Annotated in this window: 25 protein-coding genes; 5 read left to right on the top strand and 20 right to left on the bottom strand. The window is 37.5% G+C overall.

The genetic code is table 11. The features are described 5' to 3' along the window. Nucleotides 1-54 precede the first annotated feature (54 nt). From H6F42_RS18105 to H6F42_RS18095, 3 genes are all read right to left on the bottom strand, one after another. Nucleotides 55-1,926 (bottom strand): iron uptake porin, encoded by a 1,872-nt coding sequence (locus H6F42_RS18105; RefSeq protein WP_190400773.1) that lies wholly within the window; start codon nt 1,924-1,926, stop codon nt 55-57. Nucleotides 1,927-2,091: 165 nt separating this feature from the next. Next, a complete protein-coding gene (locus H6F42_RS18100) occupies nt 2,092-2,424 on the bottom strand; it encodes a hypothetical protein (RefSeq protein ID WP_190400772.1) in 333 nt (110 codons plus the stop codon). 387 nt (nt 2,425-2,811) lie between these two features. Beyond that, nucleotides 2,812-3,213, bottom strand: a complete 402-nt coding sequence (locus tag H6F42_RS18095; RefSeq protein WP_190400771.1) for a hypothetical protein — start codon at nt 3,211-3,213, stop codon at nt 2,812-2,814. Nucleotides 3,214-3,292: 79 nt separating this feature from the next. On the opposite strand from H6F42_RS18095, the gene xseA reads away from it, so the two are divergent. The 3 genes from xseA (at nt 3,293) to H6F42_RS18080 (ending at nt 5,892) form a co-directional block, all read left to right on the top strand. Next, the gene (gene xseA, locus H6F42_RS18090) at nt 3,293-4,543 is read left to right on the top strand and encodes an exodeoxyribonuclease VII large subunit (protein ID WP_190400770.1); all 1,251 of its coding nucleotides are present in this window, start codon (nt 3,293-3,295) and stop codon (nt 4,541-4,543) included. Then, nucleotides 4,515-4,736, top strand: a complete 222-nt coding sequence (gene xseB, locus H6F42_RS18085) for an exodeoxyribonuclease VII small subunit (protein WP_242018508.1) — start codon at nt 4,515-4,517, stop codon at nt 4,734-4,736. Before xseA ends, xseB begins: the two co-directional genes overlap by 29 nt. 136 nt (nt 4,737-4,872) lie before the next feature. After that, entirely contained in the window at nt 4,873-5,892 is a 1,020-nt protein-coding gene (locus H6F42_RS18080; protein ID WP_190400769.1) for a methyltransferase, read from the top strand. A 51-nt stretch (nt 5,893-5,943) separates the two neighbouring features. Here H6F42_RS18080 and H6F42_RS18075 read toward each other — a convergent pair whose 3' ends face one another. Then, nucleotides 5,944-6,525, bottom strand: a complete 582-nt coding sequence (locus H6F42_RS18075; protein ID WP_190400768.1) for a Uma2 family endonuclease — start codon at nt 6,523-6,525, stop codon at nt 5,944-5,946. A 147-nt stretch (nt 6,526-6,672) separates the two neighbouring features. Here H6F42_RS18075 and H6F42_RS18070 point away from each other — a divergent pair, with 147 nt between their 5' ends. Next, nucleotides 6,673-6,822, top strand: a complete 150-nt coding sequence (locus H6F42_RS18070; RefSeq protein ID WP_190400767.1) for a DUF2256 domain-containing protein — start codon at nt 6,673-6,675, stop codon at nt 6,820-6,822. Nucleotides 6,823-6,888: 66 nt separating this feature from the next. After that, on the top strand, nt 6,889-7,947 hold the full coding sequence (gene cobT, locus H6F42_RS18065; RefSeq protein WP_190400766.1) for a nicotinate mononucleotide-dependent phosphoribosyltransferase CobT: 1,059 nt from the start codon (nt 6,889-6,891) through the stop codon (nt 7,945-7,947). On the opposite strand, the gene H6F42_RS18060 is transcribed toward cobT, so the two are convergent. The 16 genes from H6F42_RS18060 to H6F42_RS17985 form a co-directional block, all read right to left on the bottom strand. Further along, nucleotides 7,942-8,727, bottom strand: coding sequence for a Uma2 family endonuclease (locus H6F42_RS18060; RefSeq protein WP_190400765.1), 786 nt, complete (start codon nt 8,725-8,727; stop codon nt 7,942-7,944). The genes cobT and H6F42_RS18060 overlap by 6 nt on opposite strands. A 464-nt stretch (nt 8,728-9,191) precedes the next feature. Further along, nucleotides 9,192-10,427, bottom strand: a complete 1,236-nt coding sequence (locus H6F42_RS18055) for a glycosyltransferase (RefSeq protein WP_190400764.1) — start codon at nt 10,425-10,427, stop codon at nt 9,192-9,194. Then, nucleotides 10,420-11,238, bottom strand: coding sequence for a glycosyltransferase family 2 protein (locus H6F42_RS18050; protein WP_190400763.1), 819 nt, complete (start codon nt 11,236-11,238; stop codon nt 10,420-10,422). The genes H6F42_RS18055 and H6F42_RS18050 overlap by 8 nt, the downstream gene beginning before the upstream one ends. Before the next feature lie 45 nt (nt 11,239-11,283). Then, entirely contained in the window at nt 11,284-12,243 is a 960-nt protein-coding gene (locus H6F42_RS18045; protein WP_190400762.1) for a GDP-mannose 4,6-dehydratase, read from the bottom strand. A 28-nt stretch (nt 12,244-12,271) separates the two neighbouring features. Then, nucleotides 12,272-13,369, bottom strand: coding sequence for a glycosyltransferase family 1 protein (locus H6F42_RS18040; RefSeq protein ID WP_190400761.1), 1,098 nt, complete (start codon nt 13,367-13,369; stop codon nt 12,272-12,274). Beyond that, nucleotides 13,366-14,175, bottom strand: a complete 810-nt coding sequence (locus tag H6F42_RS18035) for a class I SAM-dependent methyltransferase (protein ID WP_190400760.1) — start codon at nt 14,173-14,175, stop codon at nt 13,366-13,368. Before H6F42_RS18035 ends, H6F42_RS18040 begins: the two co-directional genes overlap by 4 nt. Before the next feature lie 69 nt (nt 14,176-14,244). Continuing rightward, on the bottom strand, nt 14,245-15,141 hold the full coding sequence (locus tag H6F42_RS18030) for a glycosyltransferase family 2 protein (RefSeq protein WP_190400759.1): 897 nt from the start codon (nt 15,139-15,141) through the stop codon (nt 14,245-14,247). A gap of 10 nt (nt 15,142-15,151) precedes the next feature. Continuing rightward, entirely contained in the window at nt 15,152-16,096 is a 945-nt protein-coding gene (locus tag H6F42_RS18025) for a hypothetical protein (RefSeq protein WP_190400758.1), read from the bottom strand. Further along, nucleotides 16,093-17,034 carry a glycosyltransferase family 8 protein gene (locus H6F42_RS18020; protein ID WP_190400757.1) on the bottom strand — a complete coding sequence of 314 codons (942 nt, stop codon included), beginning with the start codon at nt 17,032-17,034 and terminating at the stop codon, nt 16,093-16,095. Before H6F42_RS18020 ends, H6F42_RS18025 begins: the two co-directional genes overlap by 4 nt. A gap of 6 nt (nt 17,035-17,040) precedes the next feature. Further along, entirely contained in the window at nt 17,041-17,757 is a 717-nt protein-coding gene (locus H6F42_RS18015; protein WP_190400756.1) for a class I SAM-dependent methyltransferase, read from the bottom strand. Between the two features lie 130 nt (nt 17,758-17,887). Further along, nucleotides 17,888-19,360 carry a glycosyltransferase gene (locus H6F42_RS18010; protein WP_190400755.1) on the bottom strand — a complete coding sequence of 491 codons (1,473 nt, stop codon included), beginning with the start codon at nt 19,358-19,360 and terminating at the stop codon, nt 17,888-17,890. Beyond that, nucleotides 19,357-20,439, bottom strand: coding sequence for a UDP-N-acetylglucosamine 2-epimerase (non-hydrolyzing) (gene wecB, locus H6F42_RS18005; protein WP_190400754.1), 1,083 nt, complete (start codon nt 20,437-20,439; stop codon nt 19,357-19,359). The genes H6F42_RS18010 and wecB overlap by 4 nt, the downstream gene beginning before the upstream one ends. Before the next feature lie 46 nt (nt 20,440-20,485). After that, nucleotides 20,486-21,544 carry a polysaccharide biosynthesis protein gene (locus H6F42_RS18000; RefSeq protein ID WP_190400753.1) on the bottom strand — a complete coding sequence of 353 codons (1,059 nt, stop codon included), beginning with the start codon at nt 21,542-21,544 and terminating at the stop codon, nt 20,486-20,488. A 25-nt stretch (nt 21,545-21,569) separates the two neighbouring features. Then, entirely contained in the window at nt 21,570-22,436 is an 867-nt protein-coding gene (locus H6F42_RS17995; protein ID WP_190400752.1) for an SDR family oxidoreductase, read from the bottom strand. An 87-nt stretch (nt 22,437-22,523) separates the two neighbouring features. Continuing rightward, complete coding sequence (locus H6F42_RS17990) at nt 22,524-23,756, bottom strand: glycosyltransferase (RefSeq protein ID WP_190400751.1); 1,233 nt, start codon at nt 23,754-23,756, stop codon at nt 22,524-22,526. Between the two features lie 24 nt (nt 23,757-23,780). Further along, nucleotides 23,781-24,611 (bottom strand): glycosyltransferase, encoded by an 831-nt coding sequence (locus tag H6F42_RS17985; protein ID WP_190400750.1) that lies wholly within the window; start codon nt 24,609-24,611, stop codon nt 23,781-23,783. Between the last annotated feature and the right edge of the window lie 164 nt (nt 24,612-24,775).

Below are 24,775 nucleotides of genomic sequence, written 5' to 3'. Positions count from 1 at the left end.
AACGTTTTCTAAATCACAAACATCACTGGTCTAGAAAAGCGCTATAAATTAGCCTTAAAACAAAAACTGAGTTCGCAATGCTGCTCCCCAAATTGTAGGATTACTACTGAAGTTATTAGCATTAAATATAGCAAACAAAGAAGGCACAAGAGTAATATATTCTGATATGGGATAGGAATAGGTCATCTCCACATCGTACTGAGTGCCACCATCGCCGTTCCCAGATACTAGGAAATTACGTCCAGAGAGGACTTGAAATGGAATGGTAACAGAAACAGTTCCTAAAGCTCCTTCTACAGCAAGGTCGGGAAAACCCAAACCAAACTGGAAAGCCTGAAGACTGAGGTTACCACCAGAAATTACTGGATTCACAGGCAGGATTCGGAAATTGCTATAGGAATAACGACCAAATAAGCCAAAGGATTTATCTAGTAGCCAATCAAAGTTAAAAACGAAATTATCGCCTGTACTATCTTGCAACCTACCACCCAAACCATCGTCTACAACCCCTCGAGCAGAATAAGTTAGAAAGAATGGAAAGTTTGGTTGACCGAGAGGTGAGGCTGGTGGGGCTTGATTGTAAGTACGACTATAGAGAAACCTGAGGTTCGTAGAATCGTTGGGGGAATAAGTGAGTTCAGTCAGAATTTGATTAGAACCACCAAACAATCCCCGATTGGGATTGCTAGAAGCATCACCACCAAAGTATAAAAAAGAAGCATCGTTACGGGCTAGATAGCCTGCTTTTAAGGTCAATTGACTGGACATCTTCCAATCAATAATCGCTCCTGCTCCTGTCAATCCACTATTGGCGATCGAGCTTTGATAAGAGTTTAGTCCCCCTGCTCCATTAAGAATGGAGGTGAAGCGATTGGCATCAAATTGGCGAAAAGGTAGAATACGAGGACCAATTTGCAATCTTAGGTTATCGCTAATGGGAAAGCTATAAAAGAGTTCAAACAACCCCACACTATTCGCTGGCAAGGGAACGACAGGATTAGAATCGGCATAGGGAACTGCAAAGGTGCTAGAAAATCCTGCCGAAGCAAAGGTACTAGCAGGTGGATTACCATTTCCCATTGCTAAAATAAGATTGAGAGTATCTTTCCCCGTAAATGAGGAAGTCAAAATTAGATAATTGGAATAACTTAAGGTAGTGTTGGGTTTATCTGTAACTACGCCTACAATTGGACTTCCATTCAAAGGATTGCGGAAGGCAAAACGCGCTACAGGGACACTCCCAAGAATCGGTACTCCTTCAGCGCGAATATCTCCGCCAGAGGAAAAACTACTTAGGTTAAATGAACTAAGAACGTTGAGCTTTGTAATAGGCGAGAATTGCTGAGATTCAATTCGGCTAGTGTTTACCTCAATTGTATTGACCCTACCTCTTAATACTGAAAGTTCGGAAGCAAATTCCTCTTGAAGCTTTTTAAGGGCAGCGAGATCTTCTTGTCTAACTTTATCTGCAAGTCCCGCACTCACAATTTCATTGATTTTATCTAAGCAGGAGCTTAGACCAGAGGCAAATTCGTATCTGGTTATTGCTTGTTGCCCTCGATAGGTTCGGTCTGGATATCCTGCGATACAACCATAGCGTTCAACCAGACTTTGCAAAGCAGTAAATGTCCAATCGGTGGCTTTTACGTCAGAAAGTTGAGATACAGAGGTTAACTGAGCAGCCTGTTGATCGTAAGAAGATGTAACAACATAGTTGGAGATGTGATTGCTTGATTCTGATGGAATCGAATGACTGGAAAGTGAGAGTGGTGTTACTTTTGTATGTGAATCGATTTCCAACGCTAATGCTTTATTTCCCAAATCCGTAAGAGCGTTGAAGAGAAACCCTATAGCTCCCATGACAAAGTAGATTTTGAAATTCATCCCTAGCTCCTGACTGCTATAACCAATAGAATTCAGAAACATTCTTGCATCTTTTTAATTTATTTTGAAAGTATTTTAATTTTTTCAATACTTTTAATGACGTTCTAACTTATAAAGTTATTTTTAATACATTTTACTTGCAAACAAACATAAAATACATGAGAGAAAATGGTCTTATTTTTTAATAAAATAAGAAGTGATGTAATCCTACTTTTTATAATCTGGGTTCTGTCTACATTTTTCCGCAGTTTCTATATATCCATTGCTTACTTCTGTCCAATGGCTACCCTTTGTAAGTTGTACCGTCAATTTGCTTTGCGTCACTTCAAAGTTATAGCGAATCTTCCCTAGGACGTTGAAATCGTACCTTATCGTACCTTCCCCGTTATCTCCCCCCGTATAATACATTTCTCCCTTAGCGTGCTTGTTGTCTCTTTTGATACATTCCAATACGGGGCGAGAAATATTATTTAGAGTAATCGATTCTCCCGCAGCTTGAGTAGGAGGAATAAATGCTAAAAATCCCCAAGGCAGTGTCATTACAACCACAACGTAGCAAAAGTGATTTGAAAGCATAGATTTTGAGGAATAAATCTCATTATAAATAGAGCTTGGTTTATTGTAATTAAAATTTATTTTGATGTAAATTTATTGTAATGTAAATTTAAGATTAGAGGTCTTGGATAGTAATAATTATAGAAATGTAGAAAAGTATATAAATCTTTGAAACTCTTCTTTTCCTAGTAGATAATTAGGGCTATACGGCTTTGTCACACGCTACTAATTATCTACTAGGAAAGCCTATTATATTGGTAGGAAGAGAGCGTTTATTTAACTACAGCCTTTTGCGGGTTTTAGGAAAGCCCAAAGCGCTGTAATGTCTAGGTATTTAAGAAAAGACGATAACTTTTCTTAAATACCCAGACATTAGCGCATTACTGGCTGAATGTAGCGACTATTGGCTCGGACATAGCAAACATCCTCGCTATTGGCTCCGCGTACAGGCATCCAAGGCTTACCACTACGATCGATTGGATTAATTAACACTTCATCGGAACCGCCGCGATAAACTTCCACTTCTAATAGCTCACCTGCTAAGTAAGTGCGAACGATGGGACTATTGATATTTGCCTGCTGACGACAATTTAGTCCATCAACTATGACGCGCCATAGGGAGCCTGAAGCAATCCGATTTAGTCGATTAGGCGCTTGCACAGGGGATTCATTACGATAATAATTGCCTTGGTCGTCGGTCGTTTGGGCTTGCACAGCTACGGGCAAGAACAAGAGCAGCATAGAATAGATGAGAGATTTGCAGAGTTTAGGCATGGCGATCGCAAGTATTTACTATGGTAAGGATGGGCGGCGCTTATCTTTACCTATTTAGGAAAGTTTAGTAAGAAAATCTATGGGAAGTTCTAAAGCGGCAACAAGTAAAACTGAAAATAAAGCTATAACTGTCAGTAGCTTGACGCAAGCTATCGGACTTTTGTTGCGCGAGGAAATTGGCGTTGTGCGCGTAACGGGAGAAATTTCGGGATATACAACTGCTGCCTCTGGACATCGCTATTTTACCCTCAAGGATGAATCATCTCAGATTGATTGTGTGATGTGGGCAAGTCGTAGTCTCTCATTTCGTCCTAAAAATGGAATGCAGGTGGTTGTGCAAGGACGGCTGACGGTATACGCGCCTCGGGGGCGCTATCAAATTGATTGCGATCGCCTGACTGCCGCAGGGGAAGGTGACTTATATTTAGCCTTTGCTGCTCTCAAGGAGGAACTAGCCCAACGCGGATATTTTGAGCCAGACCATAAGCGAGACATTCCTGCTTTGCCTCTCAAAATTGGGGTGGTGACTTCTTCTACAGGAGCCGTAATTCAAGATATTCTCAGTACCCTCAAGCGGCGATCGCCCCATTGCCAAATTTATTTAGCCCCCGCCACCGTGCAAGGCGAAACGGCTCCTGAAGAGATTGCCTTAGCGATCGCCTCTTTGCAAAATACCGATGCCGATGTGTTAATTGTCGGACGAGGTGGCGGCTCGATTGAGGATCTTTGGGCTTTTAATACTTTGCCTGTCGCTGAGGCGATCTATCATTCCCGCATTCCGATCATTTCGGCGGTGGGGCATGAAACCGATTTTACGATCGCTGATTTTGTGGCGGATTTACGCGCCGCCACGCCAACGGCTGCCGCCGAGATTGTCTCTCAATGCGATCGCGATACGCTTTTACAGCAAATTAGTTTTTGGAAAAATCGCCTTGCCCAAAGTGTGCAAACCGAAATCCAAAATTATCGCCAACGACTCAATACCCTCACAAATAGTTATGCCTTGCAAAACCTCGGCGATCGCCTCCACGATCGCATTCAGCAGTTAGACGAAGCCGAGCAGTCAATGCAAAAGTCGCTCTTGCGCTATCTCCGCCAATCCGCCACGAAACTGGAGCGCACTAAAGCCCATTTACAGTCGCTTTATCCTTTGTCCCCTTTGCGGCGAGGCTTTGCGCTATTGCAAGTAGGCGATCGCTATCTTAACGAAAATGAATCCCTGTCAGAATTTACAGATCCATTTGCTAAAGTGGAAATTGTGCGGCGATCGGAAGTAGCCCAAGTCAAAATCGAGAAAGTATATGAAAGATCTGACCAAGTTGCAGAATAATTTGCAAAATTTATCTTTTGAAGAACAAATGCAACGCCTTGAGGAAATTGTCGAGATTCTGGATGATGGGGAGGCGGCGCTTGATGAGATGTTAGCTCTTTATGAAGAAGGAATGCAGCGATCGCAATTTTGTCGCGATTATTTAGAAAAAGCCGAACAGAAAGTTATTCTGATTCAGCAAAAATCAGCCTGAAGAATTCTCCAACCCAAAGTGGCGACGCAAAGCGCCGCCACTTTGGGTTGGATAGAAGCCTAAAAGAAGCAAAACAGTCTTGATCAAATGGCAGACTAATTTTTATAATAAACTTGTAAATTTTCATAATTTATCTATGAATCCTCCTCAATTGCCTCTGCACATCCAACTGATGCAGATGATGACTGGTTATTGGGTTTCGCAATGTATTTATGTCGCCGCAAAACTAGGTGTTGCCGATCGCCTAATCGAAGCGCCTCAAACCTATCAAGCGATCGCGGACAGCACTAATACGAATGCAAGTGCTTTATATCGAGTTTTACGCGCCCTAGCCAGTATTGGCATTTTTACCGAAACAGAGTCAGGAACCTTTGCCATGACTCCCTTGGCAGAATATTTACGCAGTGACAATCCTCAGTCACTCCAGTCTACGGCGATCATGCTCGGCGACCCCGAACATTATCAAGCTTGGGGGGACTTACTCCATAGTGTGAAAACTGGCGAACCAGCATTTGATCATCGCTTTGGCAAAGGCGTATTTGAGTATTTTGGCAGCAATCCCGATGCGGCTCTCGTTTTTGAGAAGTCGATGAACAACTTCTCGGCAATGGAATTAAGGGCGATCGCCCCAGCCTATGACTTCTCAGAATTCAAAACCCTTGTGGATGTGGGTGGAGGCTACGGAGAGCTACTCGCGGAAATCTTGCAAAAATGCCCTCACAGCAAAGGCATTCTCTTTGATGAAAAATATGTCATCGACCATGCCTATTCCACTTTAGAAAAGCATGGCATTGCCGATCGCTGTGAATGTTTGAGTGGCAGCTTTTTTGATGCTGTACCAACTGGCGGAGATGCATACTTACTCAAACATATTGTCCATGATTGGGATGATGAAAGAGCGATCAAGATTCTCCAAACTTGCCAAAAAGCGATGAGTGAACAAAGCAAAATTCTCGTCATCGAGCAGGTAGTTCCTGCGGCTAATCTTCCTGCGGCTGCCAAAATGCTAGATATTAATATGCTAGTCATGTGTCCAGGGGGCAAAGAACGGACAGAAGCAGAATTTCAAAGTATTTTTGAGCAAGCAGGTTTAAAACTACTTCGCATTGTACCGACGGCTGAAGATATCCATATTGTCGAAGGTTGCAAAGCCTAAAAGAGAATGGGGCGGCGCAGTGCGCCGCCCCATTCTCTTTTGGGATATTCATTAAAAGACAAAATCAATCTCAATCTCTACATTTGGAAGTTGTTCTAGTTGAACCGTCTGTCCCTTGGTGTAAATTTGCATCTGCTGATAACCAGTTTCACTAGGTTGTCGATAGACTTCAAATACCTGTGCTTCCAAATTCACAATCCATAGTTCAGGAATACCCGCTTTCGCATAGAGAGGAGCTTTAACTTCGCGATCGTATTTTATAGTGGAGTCAGCAACTTCAATTAACAAGAAAATTTCTGAAGGATTAGGTAAACTTTGGGTATAGAAATCTTCTCGCCAATGCAAAATAGCCAGATCGGGTTGTGGTTCGGAATAGTCATTTAAACTAATGGAGTTTTGAACTGCAATAATCGCTTGATTATTAACTATTGCCGAAAATCTTCTATTCAACCGATTAATGCTACCAGCGTGTTTTGCTCCAATCGGTGACATTTCAGTAATTTCTCCTTCAATTAATTCCGTGCGTTCTTCTATGCCCAAAATACCAACTTCAGCCATTTTGTAATATTGCTCAACGGTAAAGCGATGCTTAGTTGGTGCTGATGATAGGGGTGATTTAGCGATCGCAATCATTACGGTCTATCCTCTACTGACAGAATCAGGGAAATTACGCATTGGTGTGGCTGGGCAAAGCCCTCACCCTACCTAATCAACGCAGTTCTATTTTAGTATAGTAAGGATGAGCGGCGCTTCGCGCCCATTCACTTATTTATCACTACTATGGCTGCCAAGGGCAATAAATCCTTTTTACCGAGCAAAGATTGTATAGTTTGCGGTAAACCTTTCTCATGGCGCAAGAAATGGGGAAGGTGCTGGGATGAAGTTAAGTATTGTAGCGATCGCTGTCGCCAACAAAAAAGTAATAGTTAAGCTATCCGATGTAGAGAGTGGCGGCACGAAGTGCCGCCACTCTCTACATCGCTTTAAATAGATACTATGATCAAAATCTACACACAACGCAAAAAAGCTAAGGCTTGGCTCAAAACCTATCGCGGGAAGCGTCCCGTATTTGCCTGTGTGCTAGGTTTCACCGAAACAGGGCTAATCCCCAATATTTCCGCCGCAGGTGCTACGCCTGAAGACCGTAAATATACGGCGATCGCTGATGCTGAATTTCTTGCCACAGGCGCAAACCCCAATTTCCCTTTGCCACCCCTAATTGCTGGTGCTTCGCCTGTTCTCATTTCCCGTGCGGTGGTCGATGCCCAAAAACTACCTCTATTCATTTTCAATGCTGGCTTAGCGATCGCGCCCACCGTTGAGACAATCAATCTCGATGGATTACCTGCAAAATGTGTAAGTACAGGTCATGCTTTACCTATAGAAACGGTACTGCAATTATTTGTCCAAGGACTAGTATGGGGCGAAAAATTAGCACAATCTGGAGCCTATGTACTTTTGAGTGAATGCGTAGTTGGTGGCACGACTACGGCTCTGGCTGTTTTAACGGGATTAGGAATTGATGCGAAAGATAAAGTCAATAGTTCTCATCCCACCTGTAATCATTCTCAAAAATGGGAGATCGTGCAATCAGGCTTAACCCATCTCAGTTCTAACCCAAATCCCTTTGAAGTTGTTGCCACCGTAGGCGATCCGATGCAAATAGTCGTCGCAGGGATGGCGATCGCCGCCAGTCGTCACAGTGGTGTATTACTCGCAGGCGGCACTCAAATGTTAGCGGTCTATGCCCTCACTAGAGCGATCGCCACCTATCAAAAACTCCTATGGAATCCCGATGCGATCGTCATAGGCACAACTCGATGGGTTGCCGAAGATCCCACAAGTCACACTGTCGATTTAGCCCTAGCAGTGCGGGATGTCCCATTACTCGCCACCCAACTAAGCTTTGCTAAATCCCAATTTCCCCAACTACGTGCCTATGAGCAAGGCTTTGTGAAGGAAGGAGTTGGCGCAGGTGGAGCCGCGATCGCGGCGCATCTCTATCAAGACTGGTCACAGGGAAAATTATTAGCCGCGATCGAAGCCCAGCTATAGCTGCGGTTCAATTCCTGCCGCCCGTAATTGGGCGATCAAGATCTCATTTTTTTTGCGCTCCTGTTCTGCCAGTTGGCGCTCTTGTTCAGCAATTAATCGTTCCTGCTTAACAATTAACTTTTCTTGCTCAGAGGTTTCCCAACCTGTTAACAGTAAATTGCCATTAGCATCCCACCAACGCAGCCAAGGCAGGTCAGAATTTTGGTAAACTCCTTGCCAAATGCCAAGTTCCACGCCTAACTCCTCAATGGGGAAATGCCCCCTCTCATTGGCAGGAACCAATTCAAAGTGATTGGTCACATGGCGATATAGCTCAATGCTGGCTTTTTGTACTTCGTAAATTCCATAAAAAGCAGGACGAATCACCTGCTCATAGATGAAAAATTTACCTGTCCAAGGAGTGCGATCGCGTTCTTCTTTACCAGTTCCAGACACAAATTCCAAAATAACTAGAGGCGCAATAAATTCTTGCCAAAGCACATAGGAGCGGCGCGTCTGACCATCTAAGGTTGGCGGCACATTCGGCACATAAAACCAATCGGGTGCTTCGGCTCCCTTTTCGGGTGGTTCTGTCATACGCCAATAGATGCCCGAATCCTGCCCGATCGCGTACTGTCCATCAGGATGATATTTTTGCAAAATCGGCTCAATCGAATCAGTGAGCAGGATACTTTGCGGATGTTCTTGAAAATTTTTCACAAACGTACCGTCAGATTCTGGAAGTTGAGTATGGTCGGGAAGTGTGACGCGATCGCTAGATGGATCTAAGGTAAAAGTCATAGTTTTTCCTTTCGCACAAATATACGCCTTGAGTCTGCACAATCTAAAATAATCATAACTCACTGCTTTTAAGTACCAAAACTAAAAATGGCTGTGCCATTTTTTAGTTTTGAAAAACCTTGCTGGATCGGCTTTTTGATTCACAAAAGTGTTGTCACACTTTCGTGAGTTGATAGGTAGCTGTAGTGACTTGCATTACCAAAGCCCAAGAAGAGAGGGGCGGCGCGAAGCGCCGCCCCTCTCTTCTTGGGCTTTGTGTCCTACTCCCTTCCCACCGAAGAAATATACATATAAAACCAAGAAATAGCTATGCGCGGCGAAGCCGCGCATAGCTATTTCTTGAGTGAGAAGGGAGTAACAAGACTGGTTATAGCTATAATTTACGGGTTTTAGGTGGATGTAGCGCGATCTTTGCCCCTCCCACAACCTGATACGTCCGCCTTGTGTTTTTCTTATGGGATGAGCTATAGAACTGAAGCATATATTTCCATTAACTGCTGATAATTGGTAGACCGAGTGTAAAGTTCTTGATAAGTTTGAGATGCATTCTTCCCGAGAATTGCCAAAGCTTCAAGATTTGTGCCGCACCAGTATAATTTTTCTGCCCATGCACTACTGAGAGAATCGCTGGGGCGATCGCTAGAAATTAGCAATCCATTATGCTCAGGAGTAATCAATTCCGATAGAGCGCCCAAATCAGAAGCGAGAACGGGTTTCTCACAGGCAAAAGATTCAACTACAACCCGCCCAAAGGTTTCATACCATTGTGAAGGTACGACGATCGCTGTTGCAGTTTGCATGATTTCTATGATTTTGGAAGGTGGTAAATATCCAAAAAATTGAACATTAGTTAAACCGAAATCCTTAACAAAGCCCTGTAAAGTAAGCTTCTCATCCCCTTCCCCCACAATATTTAACTGCCAATCAGTTCTATTTAATTCTGCCCATGCTTTTAATAAGTTGATTACGCCTTTTTCTGGCGATAATCGACCCACAAACAGAAAATTAACCGTATCCCTATGTCTAGAATTTATAACAATATCTTGATGTTCAGCATCATGGAGATTATTTGGGGGATTAATTACATAGGGTTTCACATAGAGGCGATCGCGAGGAATCCCCATCTCTATCAGTTTTCGAGCGGCAAAATGGCTAGGAGTAATGAATGCATTCACATCCTGCGTCCAAGTACGCCGCCATCGATTAACTGACACCATTGCCCACACTGCTATAGAAGCGATCACAGATTGGCGATAACAGCCATAAACTACCCCTCGCCAAGGATTTCGACCCACACAGGCTTCACAGATTTTGCCATCCTTGAGCAAATATCCATTTAGACAACCTAAACGGAAGTTATGCAGATGTTGGACTGTAGGGATATTTAGCGATCGCGCCGCCGCATGGACAGAGGGGGAAAATAGGGGAAAGAAGTTCTGTACATGAACAAGATCGGGCTGGAGTTTTTGGAACTGCGATCGCATCTCGCGATAAACTTGAAAATTCCAAGCCGTCTGGGCAAATAGTTTAAGTTTCTCAAATTGAGAATAAGCCTTAATAATGTCATTGTGAACCTCAATTAGTGTCACTTGATGACCATATTCGCGCAACAGTTCCACATCAGCATCAGTCGAGACATCCTCACCACCAACATATTGATAGCGATCGTGAATCATCACAATATGTAGTGGTTTAGACATAGAAACTTATTACCCAAGAAGTTGCTTTAATTATAAATAGTGGTAAACCAATTAAATAACCATATTTATAAGTATGATAATAAAACTGAGTGGGTAGATGATAGGGAGATTTATAGTTCCAGAAAATTGATTTAAAAGTATATTTTTTAAATTTTTGAATATAACTACTAAAGTTGTGAATTGGATCTTTTTCCTCGGCTAAGATTACTTTTGCATTTCCTAAAATATAAGCTCTAAATCCTGCCCTAGTTGCTTTAAGGGTATACATTCCATCCCCTGCATATTGACGAAATCTAACAGCATCAGGAGCGCCAATTTCTTTAAATATACTTGATTCCATACCCACACAATAACCACTTAACCCATCAACTTCTACTAATTCATTTTCTATAGCTTTTATTCTTTGTCGTCCTTTAAAACCAGTCTCTACTAACTCTCCTGTTTCCGACGCATAACAAGCTGCGCCAACAATTGAATTAGGATGCGATCGCAAAAAATCAATTAATAAATCTAAGGTATTCATTGCAGGCAAACTATCATCATTTAACCAAATAAAATAGTTTGCCCCTCTTTCATAGGCATAGGTCATGCCTAAAGCCATTGCCCCCGTCCACCAAAGATTTCCATCACCCCTAAGAATAATCACTTCGGGATAGTTTGTGGTAATTTCTTCGACAGTGCGATCGCTCGATCCATCATCAATCACTACTACCTGATATTTTTGCAAATCGCCATTGATTTTTAAATTCTCCAGACAAGCTAACGTAAGAGATTTGCGATTATGAACAGGAACAATGATATGAATAGACATCTCTATTACTCTTCCTTTAGAGCGCTTGTAACGCTTTAATAGTCACTACTTATTCATAAGATTATACTTAATCATCTCTCTGACGACATCCTTCATTTTATAATTAGCTTGCCACCCTAGTTGTGTCTTGGCTTTAGATGCATTTCCTAGACCTATTCCTAAATCGTTTGGTCGCATAAGTTGAATATCTATACTTACATAGTGCTTCCAATCTAAATCTAGGTATTCAAAAGCTTCTGAGACAAAATCTAACAGAGAATGACTTTCTCCTGTGGCTATCACATAATCTGTCGGCTCTGACTTTTGCAACATTAAAAACATCGCAACTACATATTCTGGAGCCCATCCCCAATCTCTTTTAATATCTATATTCCCTAAATATAAAGTTTCATTTGATCCCCTAGCAATACGACAAGCTGCTGAAACAATTTTTTGTGTCACAAATCTTTCTGGACGTAATGGGGACTCATGATTAAATAAAATTCCCGAACAAGCAAATAAACCATAAGCTTCTCGATAGTTTACTACTTCCCAAAATGCTGCTGCTTTAGCGACTCCATAGGGACTACGTGGACGAAAAGGAGTATTCTCGTCAGCCTCATTCTCATTAACGTTTCCAAAACATTCACTAGAACTAGCATTATAAAATTTCACTGGCAAGCCCAAAAAGCGAATTGCTTCTAGTAGATTCAATGTTCCCGTGGCAATACTTTCTAAAGTTTCTACAGGTTGCTCAAATGACAATCCGACCGAACTTTGTCCAGCGAGGTTATAAATTTCATCAGGCTTACATAAGGTTAGAGCTTGCAGAACACTCCGAAAATCATTTAGAGCCATTGATACCAGTTTTACTTTATGCTTTATCCCAATAGTTACAAGGTTATGGAAATTTGTCATCTGCGCATCACGAGATGTTCCCCAAATTTCGTAACCTTGATTCAAGAGCATTTGTGCTAGATAGGTTCCATCTTGACCTGATATACCACAAATTAAAGCTCTTTTCATTTTATTGAATCCTCAGTTAAATGAGTAACTAAAGTAATGATTTATAGACATTAACGGTTTCTGTCGTTGTTTTTTCCCAACTAAATTTTTGCACTTGCTCTCTCCCTTTTTCCAGCAAAATATCTCGTTTACTAGAGTTATTTAAGAGAACTAATAATTGATCGACAAGCTCATCCGTTGAAGTAGGATTAAAAAGTAACCCTGCTTCTCCCACTACTTCCGGAATACTAGATGAAGCTGAAGCAATAACTGTTGTCCCACAGGACATAGCCTCCAATGGGGGGATGCCAAATCCTTCGTAAAGTGAGGGATAAACAAGTGCAATACTAGAATTATAAAGTGTAGCAAGTAGACTATCACTAGCAGAACTGTAGCACTTTATATGATTAGCAAGATTAAGTTCCATAATACGTTTGCTTTCAGCTTTATTTAAACTAGCCCCAACAACGCATAGTAATATCTCAGGGAACTTAGTGACTATATGGCTAAAAGCCAGTAGCAATCTATCAAAATTCTTATAACTTTCCCGACTACCAACGTATAAATAATATGGTTTTTCAGGGACAAGATTGGAATGACATATGTAACTTTTATTTAGTTCGGTAGCAAGTAGAGTCACAGTTACGCGATCTTCTAATGAAGGATATCGCTCTAATAAGTCTCTCTTCGTATTTTCTGAAATACAAAGTATTGATTGAGATGAGAAAAGTGCTTTTTTCTTAAAGGCAACTACTTGTCTGTAGCCTTTTACTGATTCGGCAAATATCTCGTGGATCATGTCATAAACTGTAATGACAGTGGGACATTTATATTCGCTGATTTCCCTCCCTGTCATTAGTAAGTAATAAGTGGGATGGGCTATCTGTGGATGAAAATGACTGGAGAGAGACTGAAAATATTTATTTCTAAAGATCTTACTTATGGCTCTAGGACGGAAATTGAAATTATAGTAACAGAGTTTTAAGTTTGGATGATTTGGATGGCTTCCGTTACGATCGCGTGCAGTTGTTAATACAGGGTAAAAATTTTCAGGTAATCTACTAATTAAATTATCAAAATATCTACTGATGCCACCTACTCTATTGGAGTAAGTGGCATAAATCTCTCCGTCATAGAAAATATTCATCTACTCTTTTTTAATCCTTTGCTAATATAAATATGATCATCCAAGGATTTACTCTTATTTGGAAACTTAAACTCAAAACATAATGAAAGGATTTTTAGAAGCTTATACTTAGATATTATATATCTAAGTGTTGGCGACAGCTTTAAATCTGTAATAAGGTGCATACTTGGATTGATCATATAGTATGAAAGTTGTAATGAATCAGCTAATAGCTGTAAAGTTCTAGGCTGATAAAATGTTATATGTTGTCCAGTTTCAAAGGAATAATATTGCCAACTCTTGTCAGGAATTTGATCGTTTAAGAATGTTTCAGTAGAGAATATTAAAGTTCTACAATTAAATTCTTCTAATGTATTACTCAAAAAAAGTTTAGGATTTTCTATGTGTTCTAGCACTTCAAAGGCACAAAGTGCATTAGCTTTAAATCCTATTTCTGGTTCAAAATTATTTGCAAATATATTTGAACAATATTTATCAGTTGTATAAAAATCAAATCCCTTATCTCTCATCAATCTAGCTAAGATTCCATATCCACCTGATATATCAAGGAATTTTCCCTCTCCTTTAAATAAATTTCCAAGTAATACTTCAAGAAACAAGCTGTTATATATATTTCTTTGTAAAATTCCTGTGTCTGTGTTAGCTATGGGTGAAATATATGCTTCATCCAGCCAATAGGCAGTTTCTGTTTTTAATAAACCACTTTCTTCACAATAGTAGTAAGTAACCAGATATTTATTTAAAATAGTCTCAGCAAAGATCGGCTTCATTGATTTTTGAGAAATAGGACATACTATGTCATTCATCAATTATTAACTCCATTACTTATATCCAGATTTTATGTTAATGCAGCTTCAAGCATCGTATTAACTCTACTATTTTTTTAACTTAGATTTAATCAATTTCTTAATCAATTGAAACTTACTTGCGTAATGTTTTCTGTAGGTGTAGTTATCAGCTTCTAAGTTCCTAATCATAAAAGGAGGATGTTTAATTGAAATGATTTCATTGGTTTTCATATTAGCGAAATGACTCTCTTTATGAGTATGAGTAGCATCTTTGCCAAAACCAATATTGGAGACTAAATTAACATTTGGTAGGATCGTTAAGCCGCCCTGCGACCAACAGGTAAAAGTCCAAATATAGTCCCAAGTATCAGGTTTACCTTTTAAGAAAATTTCATCAAATATCATTTCCCAGTATTTATGTTCGTAGGGATCTTCACATATAGTTCTTAATAAGCCCATTTTATGAAATTCTATCCATTTTACAGGACTGCAATCCCAATATTTCCAAGCCCGCCGCCATGTCGCCCATCCCCAACAATGATTGTACTTTGAGAAGTAGTAACTATATTCATTTTTATGTTTTCCATTCTGAAAATTATTGCCACTAATTCCCATAATTCGTTGATCTTCACGATAGTATTCCAACAAATTTTGGCAATAATCAAAAAATGACAAATGGGGTAGACAATCATCTTCTAGAATAATAGCTTCTTCCACTTGGGAAAAAACCCAATCTAGTCCACTACTTACTCGCTTACGGCAACCAAGATTTTCTTCAGAATAGTTTCTAAACACCTCACAATCCCAATTAATAACTTCAGTTACAGCGCGAGCTTGCTGACATAATATATCTTCTGTCTCATTTCGAGCGCCATCAGCAACGATAAACAATTGTCGTGGCTGAACTTGCCTAATGGCTTCAAACACCTTAGACGTAAGGTCAGGACGACGGAAAATCAAAAAAGCGATCGGAGTTTTTAGCATTAGATTTAGACTATAGATTTAGATTGATAAAAAGCTTTTTGATAGTGGATATCAACTTTAAAATATAGAATTTACATCTAGTAATACAGAGAATAATAAAATAATTTTTAGGAAATAAATCGAAATGGTTATTTACAGTGTAGGTAAATATTTCTTCTATGAGATATAATTTAGCCCAACTCATATTAATTGTATTTACTTTTACTGGCTTTTGATCTAGTTTGTTTATTTGATAAACAATTCCTTCTTTAAAACAAAGTTTTTTCTTTCCATTTATAAATTCCATGCCATGCTCTTGGCAGAAGCATTCATCAAATGTTTCATTCTTTGATATATTTTGGAGTCGAATGCTATTTAGATTATTTGTTTTTCGATATTCATAGTATGCTCTCATTTCAGTAAAAGCATAATCTGGATAATCAACAAATTCCTGAATTTGTTTCTCTAAATAATTTGAGTCCATAAACAAATTATTAATTGTATCAATGTAACCTTTGACAATTTTTGGACTATTTACAAATCCATTCATACAACAGCCATTACATTGTTCGGTGCAGTCATAGTTTGAGAGAAGAGGTACATATTTTTGTAAGTCTGTAAATATAAGGTTGTCAGAGTCAAACGTCCAAAATTGTTCAATTGACTCAGATTGAATAAACTCAAAAATATGGAACCAGCGTTGAAATACAAATTGAGTCCACTCATTTTTTCCATGTTTATTCCCAGCAATAAACTTGTATACTTTTTTAAACAAAAGAATTTCTGAAGAATTGCTATATTTATCAAAGAAAAAATGCTCAATATTTAGATTGATATAGTGTTGATTAAGCTGATCACCTAATAGAATAATTCTAGTTTTAGGATTAAATATTCTAGCTGACTTGAGTGTATATCTTAGATAATCACTGTCACCATAATGGATAAATATAATAGGAATGTACAGTATCTCTTTCATAAAATATTGTTAAACCAAGACATAATTTTCTTGATTCTTATCAAGAATTTTGCAAGTAAGTTAGGTCTATTTATAGGTCTAAATTTTTGCCAAGGAGTTTTATTCAGATAATTATAGTATTCGTCTTTATAAGGATGCTCATAATAACTATGCCAAGGTTTTTCAGATCCAGTAAAATGAATGATACTAGGATCTAAACTAATATCTTTTAATTCTTGACACTTTAGTGTTGTAAAGTTGTAATTTGTCCAAGCAGAACTCATAAAAACAATCCAAGTAGCATTCCAAGTGGAATTAATAACTAACCATTGTGACTGTAATATAAAATTTAATACATCCTGATCCCATAATTGAATTTTATTTGTATTTTTATTTATATATTCCACAGCTTTTTCAGCTACGCTATTAGATCTCCAATATTCTAAATTTATCAACATAACACCAGCGTTAAAATAGTGAAAATTCTCTTTTATTCCTATAGAATCTTTATGAGCAATATCTACTCCATTTTCAATTGCCGCAGCATGGCTATAATTCGATACATCAATGCTCCATAGCTCGACAATATCTTTTCTAACAATTAAGTCACAATCTAAGAAAACAACTTTTTTTATTTCTGAGTCTAGAAGATCTGCTAAAAAGATTCGATAATAGCTAGCTAAAGTAATATGATCTGAGACTGGAAATCTTTTTAATCGCTTTTCATTGATTAATATAAATTTTACATCAGAGGTAAATTTTCTAATGTATGAATCAAGTTTTAATTTTGATTTATCATCAATATTGCTGTAAATAATTGATATTGATATGTTAGATGCTATTGTATTATTAAAAATAGATGTAATAGTTACTGCACAGTGTTGAATATAATTTTTGTCAATACAAAATGCTATATGAATGTTGTCATTTTTATTTGTAATGTTTATAGTAAAATCCATAAAATATTACAACTTTTCAAACATAATAATATTACTTAAGTAAAGAGAACTATCAAAGTTCACATGATTTTGTAATATTTTACTAGCAATAAGCAAAATCGATAGACGACGAGTTTTAGCAATTATTTGGTTTAATAAGCGAGCTAATATATTTCGACTTACTGGAGAACAGTAACAACTTGCCAATACAGTACCTATTACATCCCACCCATTTCCTGCTTTAACCTCATATAAGACTTTAAATCCATAGCGATCAGCAAAATACTTCAAAGCATAAGGTGTAGGTCTCCAAAAGTCATAAGGTTCTTCATGAAGCATATAAAGATGAGGGCAAGTTATAAATAACCTTCCGCCTACCTCTAAAAGTTTACTAAAATTATTAAATGCTATATCCCAATCAGCAACATGTTCTAAAACTTCGGTACAAAAGATAAACTCAAAAGATGCAAATGGAATAAGATTTTCTGGTAGTAATTTATCTATTTGCCAAATTATATCAACTGATTTTTCTAAATTTTGTTTTACATCTAAGCTTTTGTAGATATATCCAATTTCTTCAAGCTTTTCACGGAAAGGCTGACGACCACATCCAACATCTAGAACATGTGGGTTAGTAGATTTTGGTTTACTATACCTTGCCACTACCTCTTCGACTTGATTCCGCAATAAAGGAACAATAAACTTTTCTGGATCTCCAGATGCCTCATAAGTAAGACGATTCATTATAGTAGATCTTTGAGATGAAGATTTCACATCCATAATTAATAATATACTTTAACAATAAAAATTAGTTTCTGATATTCTTTAAAAGCTTGAACCAAAGAATTATTTGAAGTAGTATTTTCGTTATAATTCAACAAATTAAACTTAGTAAATAATTCTTAAAACGAACCCAAACAATTCCTTGTTTACACAAACGAAAAATTCGCAATGTATATATTTTAAAAACTATTAAATATCCTATTATTTTTCCATATTTTTCAAAAACTAATTTAGATATCAACTTAAGAGAAACATTAAATTTTTCAAAGGTAATTATTTGATCTGTAAAGGTATATTTAGAAAAGTCAACTTGGTTCCTCTCTAATAGTTTAGTATATATTTCTTGACTTTCGGAATTATTGAATTTAATTATTTCATTGACACCATTCTGAAATTTACTACTGCAATCCTTTTTAAAAGATATCTCATATCCACAAAAAGAATGCAGGTAATATAAAACATCATCTTGCAAATCAGAATTAGTATAATTTAACCACCAGTAATAGTTTTCCCCCAGTTTCTCGAAACAAAGAAAAAAGGAATCGTCCACGATAAAAGAGAATTCAGAGTTAATGGTTTTAGTCATTTTACACCAAAAGCCTTGAGGAGTATCTCCAAATACATTAGAATAAAACCTTATTTTTTCGATCAAGACTTTATTTATACTATTGCTCATATCAATATATTTAGCAATAAATTTTTGGATCTTAAATATTAAGAGTGGATGGAAGCCAAATTTATAAACAAATGAGTTAGAATCTAAGGCTATGTTTAAAATATATTTAAGAGTACACTCTATTTGCTTACAGTCTTGTAGGTTTATTAATGGGAGTAAATCTTCAATCTCATATTTGTTTAGAATTTGTATAGTTAATTTAGCGGAATCAAATATACAAAAGCTCCTAAATTTATTTGTTCCTTGTTCCTGATGTACTCTACGCAAGCAAGTATATTCCGAGATAAACAAAGCTGGATATCTCATCATAAGACGGAACCACATGTCATGATCTTGAGCGTATCGTAATTTTTCGTTAAATAACCCAACATTTAGCCAAGCAGATTTTGAAATGCATATATTAATACCCGCAATATAGTTGTTTTTCAACAATTGGACTACTTGTAGTTCAATTGGAGGTATTTCTTTTGATAAGTTAATCTTAACTTTAGTAAAACCATTAGTAGTTTCAAATAGCTGATAATAATTAGAGTAGAAAAATTTATAATCTGGAAAATCATTAATCCACTTTTGATGTATTTCTAATTTATTAGGTTCAAATAAATCATCTGAACTGAGCCAACAGATCCATTCACCTCGAGCATTTTCAAGTCCTTTATTTAAAGCTGAACTAACTCCACCATTTTCTTTATGGATCGCTTTAAAACGAGAATCTTTATTACAATATATTTCTATGATTTCCGCAGTTGTATCTGTAGAGCCATCGTTAATAATTATTGCTTCCCAGTTTGTATGTGTCTGCGCGATCGCACTATCAAGAGCCGCGCCCAAATACTGAGCTTGGTTATAGGTGGGGATAAGAATACTAAAAAATGGTTTATTGGTCATAAAGAATATCCAAGTAATATTTTGATAACTTTATTGCTCACGGATTCAACTAAATATTCTGGTGGAATAGCCCAGTTACTTGGTTCTGACAAAACTATTTTCACGCTACGCTCTATTGTTTCAGGCTCGGCTCCGCTTAATATATTGCTACCACATTCAATAGTTTCTGGGCGTTCAGTCACATCACGGATGGTGACATTTGGGATTTGAAATATACAGCATTCTTCTTGGACGGTTCCGCTATCGCTAAGTACACAGAGAGCATGGCGTTCTAGTGAAATAAAATCAAAAAAATTAAAAGGCTCACAAAAATAAATTTCAGAATTATGTATAGAAATACTATGTTGTTGCATCCAATATTTAGTTCGTGGATGCCAACTACAAACTATTGGTATTTGGTATTGCTTTTGAAGAGATTCTAAGGATTGAGTTAAAGCTATTAATCTTTCTTTAATGTCAACATTCTCTTGACGATGCATGGTAACTAAAAAATACTTTTGCGGCTTAAGGGCTAGATGTGACAAAATTTGAGATTCTGCAATTTGGGATGCATAATGTTCAATTACTTCAAATATGGGATTGCCTGTGACATAAATGCGATCGCTTGGTATCCCTTCTCGCAGTAAGTTAGCGCGACTTCTCTCTGTGTAGGGCATGAGAATATCGCTACTGTGATCGATAATTTTGCGATTAACTTCTTCGGGAACGCGATTGTCATAACATCTATTCCCTGCTTCCATATGGTAAACAGGTATTCCCATTCTTTTAGCAACGATCGCCGCAAGGCTGCTGTTAGTATCACCGAGGATTAAAATTTTATCAGGTTGTTCTTTATTAAATACTTTTTCACATTCAATAATAATTTTGCCTATTTGTTCGCCAAAGGTATCTCCACGAATTCCTAAGAAATAATTTGGCTTCCTTATTTGCAATTGCTCAAAGAAAACATCACTAAGATTTTTATCAAAGTTCTGTCCTGTATGAACTAAGACATGATCACAAAATTGATCAAGTTTATTAATGATGCGACTAAGGCGAATTATTTCAGGTCTAGTACCTAAGATTGTAATAATTTTCATTTATCTATAGTAAGAGTTTCAAGTGTTAATTTAAGAAACATATTTTTTATCTCAATAGCTCAGGCTGCAAGTCAGATTGTTCTATTTTGAGTAACTGATAGTCATACAAAAGTCTTTTTAATTCATTTTCAGACATTAAATAGTCGGCAGAGCTATATTCTTTGATGAGGTAATTACTTTCCTCTTCTGCTGTTCTTAATTCGGGTAGAATTGGCAGAATGACATAATAGCCATTTCTGGGAATAGTGCGATGGGCTTCTTCTTCGGAAACTAATATTTCGTGGATTTTTTCTCCTGGACGGATACCTGTAATTTCAGTCTTGATAGCGCGATCGCCGATCATTACTTTAGCAAGATCGGTCATTTTTGCGGAGGGAACATTAGGAATATAGGTTTCGCCTCGATAGCCATCTTTTACAGCAGCAAAGATCGTGTCAACTGCTTGATCTAGGCTTAGCAAAAAGCGAGTCATGTCTTCAGTAGTGATCGTAATGGGGCCACCTTGACGAATTTGCTCATGAAATAACGGAATTACGGAACCGCGCGAGGCGAGAACATTGCCGTAACGTACACAGATAAACCGAGTATCTGGACAGTCCAAATTAGCCCGAATAAATAATCTTTCCTGAATGGCTTTGGTCATGCCCATAACATTAACTGGCTTACAGGCTTTATCTGTGGAAATACCAACCACCAATTCCACAGAAAGGTTAAGTTCGCGGATTGCTCTGACTATGTTTTGAGGTCCCTCAATGTTTGTTTGGACGGCTTCAAAGGGGAAATATTCACAGGTAGGAACCTGTTTTAAGGCTGCGGCATTAAAGACGACATCGGCATTACGCAAACAGGAACTAACGCTATGAAAATCTCTGACATCACCAATGCGGAATTCGAGAAGCTGCTGAAAATTACGATAGATTACTTCATCGGTGACAACTTTTTTTTGCATATACTCGACACGCATATTATGCTGTTTGGCTTCGTCACGGGAGAAGACAATTATTTTTGCAGGCTTTCCCATCTCACCTGAGAGCAAACGTCTGATCAGGACTTGTCCTAGCGAGCCTGTTCCACCTGTGACGACAATTTTCTTGCCTGTTAGCATTTGTTTTCCTAATATTTTGCTTAAGTTATTTTGCGGCGGCGAGTTGTGAGATCATCTCTTCCCATGAAGGTGGAATAAAGCCTGTAAGGTCTCGGAATTTTTGGCTATTGAGGCTGCGATCGCAAATAAAGCTTTCATCCTTTTCAATAGTAATACCCAAGGTGAAGGCTTGATTTATCATATTAAGCAATTGATACTTTGTGGTTGGGTCTGACGAAATGTGCCAAACCCCTTCGAGATTGGGATATTCTAGGATAATTTTTTCAAGGATCTTGGCTAAAGCTGGAGTGGTAAAGCCTGTATAAATGGCTCGGTCATAACCTTTAACAGTTTTTCCTTTCTGTGAGATTAACCATTCAACGAGGCTATTTTGGCTATTGAGTTCACGTCCGATGATGGAAGTGCGGATGGTGAGGCAGTGGGGGGCGATCACTTCACCTAGTAGTTTGGTTCTGCCATAGAGATCGATGGGATCAGGGTTGTCTTGTTCGGTGTAATTGCCTTTATTTCCAGAAAATACGCAATCAGTACTGATTTGGATTAGTCTGGCGCTGTGTTTTTGGCAAAGCTGAGCGAGTTGGTGGGGAAATAGGGCGTTGACGGTAATGGAAGAAATTGGATCTTTGGCGATCGCTATTTGTTTAATAATGCCAATGCAGTTAATAACTACTGACGGATTGGCTAATTCTAATGCTCTAATTATAGTTTCAAAGTTTTCTGTAGAAACATAGGTTATTAGGCGATCACCATTATTAAATAGAGTAAATAAAGGATTTTTTTTTAAGAGTTCACTTCCGCCTCGATGAGAGATATAGACATCAAACTTTTCTTGCCATGTTTGCCAAAGTTGATGTCCTAACATTCCTGTCCCGCCAAGAATTAAAACTCGCATTTCTTCTATTGCCTTATTACTACAATTATGGTTAGTAGAGAAGAAGTGATGATGTGTCGCGTATGGCGCGACACATCATCACTTCTTCTAGCTCGGATTACTTATTATGCTTTCGTATAAACTAATATGTCGATTTACATAAAGCTTTGTATCATATTCTGCTCTAACTAGCTTTACAGCTTCGGTTGAAAGTTTTCCTCTTAAGTCTGCATCTTTTAATAACTTGGCGATCGCTTCAGTTAAGGCTTGAGCATTTTTATAGGGGACGGCAATTCCTGCCTTTGGAGCCTGAATCACATCACTTAGAGCCGTATTTTCAAAAGCAATTACTGGCGTACCACAAGCCATAGCTTCTACTGCCATCATGCCAAAGGCTTCAGCGATCGATGGCATCAAAAAAATATCCGTGGCATTGAGCGCATCACAAAGTAAGTCTTGATCGTGAACCCATCCTAGTTCGATAACTTGATATTTGTCTTTTAGTTTTTCCATTCCCCCTTTCTGGTCAAAGCTAACTAAATAAGTTGGCTTATCAATTTCTAAATCCATTAAAGCTGTTTCTAGCCATTGCCAACCTTTAAAAGATCCTGTTCCACTTTGATATCGAAAAGCTAATACTTGTGCATTTTGGGGAATACCAAAGCGATCGCGACATTTTGCCTTTTCGCGAGGTTGAAATAGGTTTGTATCTAATCCAAGGGGAATAATATGACAAGGTAAGTGAGAAAGAATAGAACTTTTTTTTACTCTTTCATACATCCACTGTGAAGCAACTACTAAGGTGATTTGCGAATGATGCATAATCCAATATTTGAGTTTCCATATCAAAGCAGTTGTATCATTTTTGATAGGGAAAGAGAGGGTTAAATCAGGGCATTTACCACATCCTGATAACCAGCGATCGCATTCTAATGAATATACACAATGCCCTGACAATAGCCAAGGGTCATGTAAAGTCCAAACAGTTTTTTTCTGTTTACTAATAATTGGTAAATTCAATAGGCTAAAAAAAGATTCTGCATGTATAAGCTGTAAATGAACTAAATCTGATTGTTTGTAATAGTCTGAAAAGTATAAACTATAGGCTGATAGGGGTAAAATCGCATGGAGAGATAAATTTTGTTCAATCCTCCTTAAACGTCGATCAATTTTTCTGGTCAAAGAGTTTCCTAATTGATGAATATTTGGCTCAGAAAATCCACGATTACTGACTGCCATATTTGAATTTTGACCTGATTTCAATAATGCTTGATGAATTTGATATCCATTAAACTGCTGACCCAAGTTATCCCAAGCTGTTATTTGTAGTATTTTCATCATCAATCATTTTAGTCTTTTTAGTTATTATTTGTTTACTGGCAATTTGATTTTATTAATCAATAAATTCTTTATAGAACGAAGAAATGGAAATTTTTGTTTTAACTTAGGTAAGATTGAATATTTTTTATAAAATAACCATACTTTCAAAACATCAATCATTTTTTTGAAAGATATTTTAACAATAGAAAGAAAGTATATTTTAATTACTAAATCCATCTCTTTATATGTTTCTTCTTCATTACTTGATACACCACCAGCATAAAATCTTGCAATTTTTATAGATAATAAGTCCGTTGTGTAATTCTTAAAAAAAAGACGAAACCAAAGATCTGCATCCATTGCAATTTTAAATTCTTCTTTAAATTTGCCACAATTAACTATACATTTTTTTTGAATAAGATTACCTGGATGGGTGACCCAGTTATAAATTGGAGGCCATAAGTCTAGTAATGAAGGTAGCCGTGTATTATATAGTAATTGGTTATTTTCAATATTAAAAACCTCTATCGGAAATATCATGAGATCTGATACTGATGTTTCAAGAATTTTAATAAACAAATCTATATCTAGTTCAGGATGAACTTCATCTCCTCCATTGAGAAACCATAGCCAAGCATCTTCAGCTAGCTCAATTCCATAATTAAAAGCTTTAGAAATACCTTGGGGAGCTTGATGGTAAATTTCAAGATTATTCTCATTAGTCGTCTTTTGTATTAATTGTTGATATATTTCTTGATCACTACTATCGATAATAATTTGTTTGACATTACAAAACTGTCTCAACATAATGGTACTTTGTAGATTTCTTTGAATACCTTGCAAGTCATTTTTAGTAATAGTTATAATAGTCAACATTTCTATATATTTGTATGGTTTAAGATAATTCTTGGTTCGATGACTATAAATTTATGAAATACTATTTATAGTCATCGATAAAGATTGAATTTATTTTATGATTTAATTCTTCAACGACCACAATTATATTCTTAAATATCATAGCAATTATTATTTTTTGGTAT

Source organism: Pseudanabaena sp. FACHB-1998, from assembly GCF_014696355.1.
Taxonomy (GTDB): domain Bacteria; phylum Cyanobacteriota; class Cyanobacteriia; order Pseudanabaenales; family Pseudanabaenaceae; genus Pseudanabaena.
Note: the sequence above shows the minus strand (reverse complement) of the source record. Positions and strands in the feature narration are given on the sequence as shown.

What these genes read in the sequence shown, in the direction of transcription:
- H6F42_RS18050 (WP_190400763.1), bottom strand. Translation starts at nt 11,238, where the DNA reads ATGTCTATTCATATCATTGTTCCTGTTCATAATCGCAAATCTCTTACG.
- H6F42_RS18070 (WP_190400767.1), top strand. Translation starts at nt 6,673, where the DNA reads ATGGCTGCCAAGGGCAATAAATCCTTTTTACCGAGCAAAGATTGTATA.
- H6F42_RS18035 (WP_190400760.1), bottom strand. Translation starts at nt 14,175, where the DNA reads ATGAATGACATAGTATGTCCTATTTCTCAAAAATCAATGAAGCCGATC.
- H6F42_RS17985 (WP_190400750.1), bottom strand. Translation starts at nt 24,611, where the DNA reads ATGTTGACTATTATAACTATTACTAAAAATGACTTGCAAGGTATTCAA.
- H6F42_RS18055 (WP_190400764.1), bottom strand. Translation starts at nt 10,427, where the DNA reads ATGTCTAAACCACTACATATTGTGATGATTCACGATCGCTATCAATAT.
- H6F42_RS17990 (WP_190400751.1), bottom strand. Translation starts at nt 23,756, where the DNA reads ATGATGAAAATACTACAAATAACAGCTTGGGATAACTTGGGTCAGCAG.
- H6F42_RS18105 (WP_190400773.1), bottom strand. Translation starts at nt 1,926, where the DNA reads ATGTTTCTGAATTCTATTGGTTATAGCAGTCAGGAGCTAGGGATGAAT.
- wecB (WP_190400754.1), bottom strand. Translation starts at nt 20,439, where the DNA reads ATGAAAATTATTACAATCTTAGGTACTAGACCTGAAATAATTCGCCTT.
- H6F42_RS18100 (WP_190400772.1), bottom strand. Translation starts at nt 2,424, where the DNA reads ATGACACTGCCTTGGGGATTTTTAGCATTTATTCCTCCTACTCAAGCT.
- H6F42_RS18010 (WP_190400755.1), bottom strand. Translation starts at nt 19,360, where the DNA reads ATGACCAATAAACCATTTTTTAGTATTCTTATCCCCACCTATAACCAA.
- H6F42_RS18000 (WP_190400753.1), bottom strand. Translation starts at nt 21,544, where the DNA reads ATGCTAACAGGCAAGAAAATTGTCGTCACAGGTGGAACAGGCTCGCTA.
- H6F42_RS18030 (WP_190400759.1), bottom strand. Translation starts at nt 15,141, where the DNA reads ATGCTAAAAACTCCGATCGCTTTTTTGATTTTCCGTCGTCCTGACCTT.
- H6F42_RS18045 (WP_190400762.1), bottom strand. Translation starts at nt 12,243, where the DNA reads ATGAAAAGAGCTTTAATTTGTGGTATATCAGGTCAAGATGGAACCTAT.
- H6F42_RS18025 (WP_190400758.1), bottom strand. Translation starts at nt 16,096, where the DNA reads ATGAAAGAGATACTGTACATTCCTATTATATTTATCCATTATGGTGAC.
- xseA (WP_190400770.1), top strand. Translation starts at nt 3,293, where the DNA reads ATGGGAAGTTCTAAAGCGGCAACAAGTAAAACTGAAAATAAAGCTATA.
- H6F42_RS18015 (WP_190400756.1), bottom strand. Translation starts at nt 17,757, where the DNA reads ATGAATCGTCTTACTTATGAGGCATCTGGAGATCCAGAAAAGTTTATT.
- xseB (WP_242018508.1), top strand. Translation starts at nt 4,515, where the DNA reads ATGAAAGATCTGACCAAGTTGCAGAATAATTTGCAAAATTTATCTTTT.
- H6F42_RS18020 (WP_190400757.1), bottom strand. Translation starts at nt 17,034, where the DNA reads ATGGATTTTACTATAAACATTACAAATAAAAATGACAACATTCATATA.
- H6F42_RS17995 (WP_190400752.1), bottom strand. Translation starts at nt 22,436, where the DNA reads ATGCGAGTTTTAATTCTTGGCGGGACAGGAATGTTAGGACATCAACTT.
- H6F42_RS18040 (WP_190400761.1), bottom strand. Translation starts at nt 13,369, where the DNA reads ATGAATATTTTCTATGACGGAGAGATTTATGCCACTTACTCCAATAGA.
- H6F42_RS18075 (WP_190400768.1), bottom strand. Translation starts at nt 6,525, where the DNA reads ATGATTGCGATCGCTAAATCACCCCTATCATCAGCACCAACTAAGCAT.
- H6F42_RS18095 (WP_190400771.1), bottom strand. Translation starts at nt 3,213, where the DNA reads ATGCCTAAACTCTGCAAATCTCTCATCTATTCTATGCTGCTCTTGTTC.
- H6F42_RS18080 (WP_190400769.1), top strand. Translation starts at nt 4,873, where the DNA reads ATGAATCCTCCTCAATTGCCTCTGCACATCCAACTGATGCAGATGATG.
- H6F42_RS18060 (WP_190400765.1), bottom strand. Translation starts at nt 8,727, where the DNA reads ATGACTTTTACCTTAGATCCATCTAGCGATCGCGTCACACTTCCCGAC.
- cobT (WP_190400766.1), top strand. Translation starts at nt 6,889, where the DNA reads ATGATCAAAATCTACACACAACGCAAAAAAGCTAAGGCTTGGCTCAAA.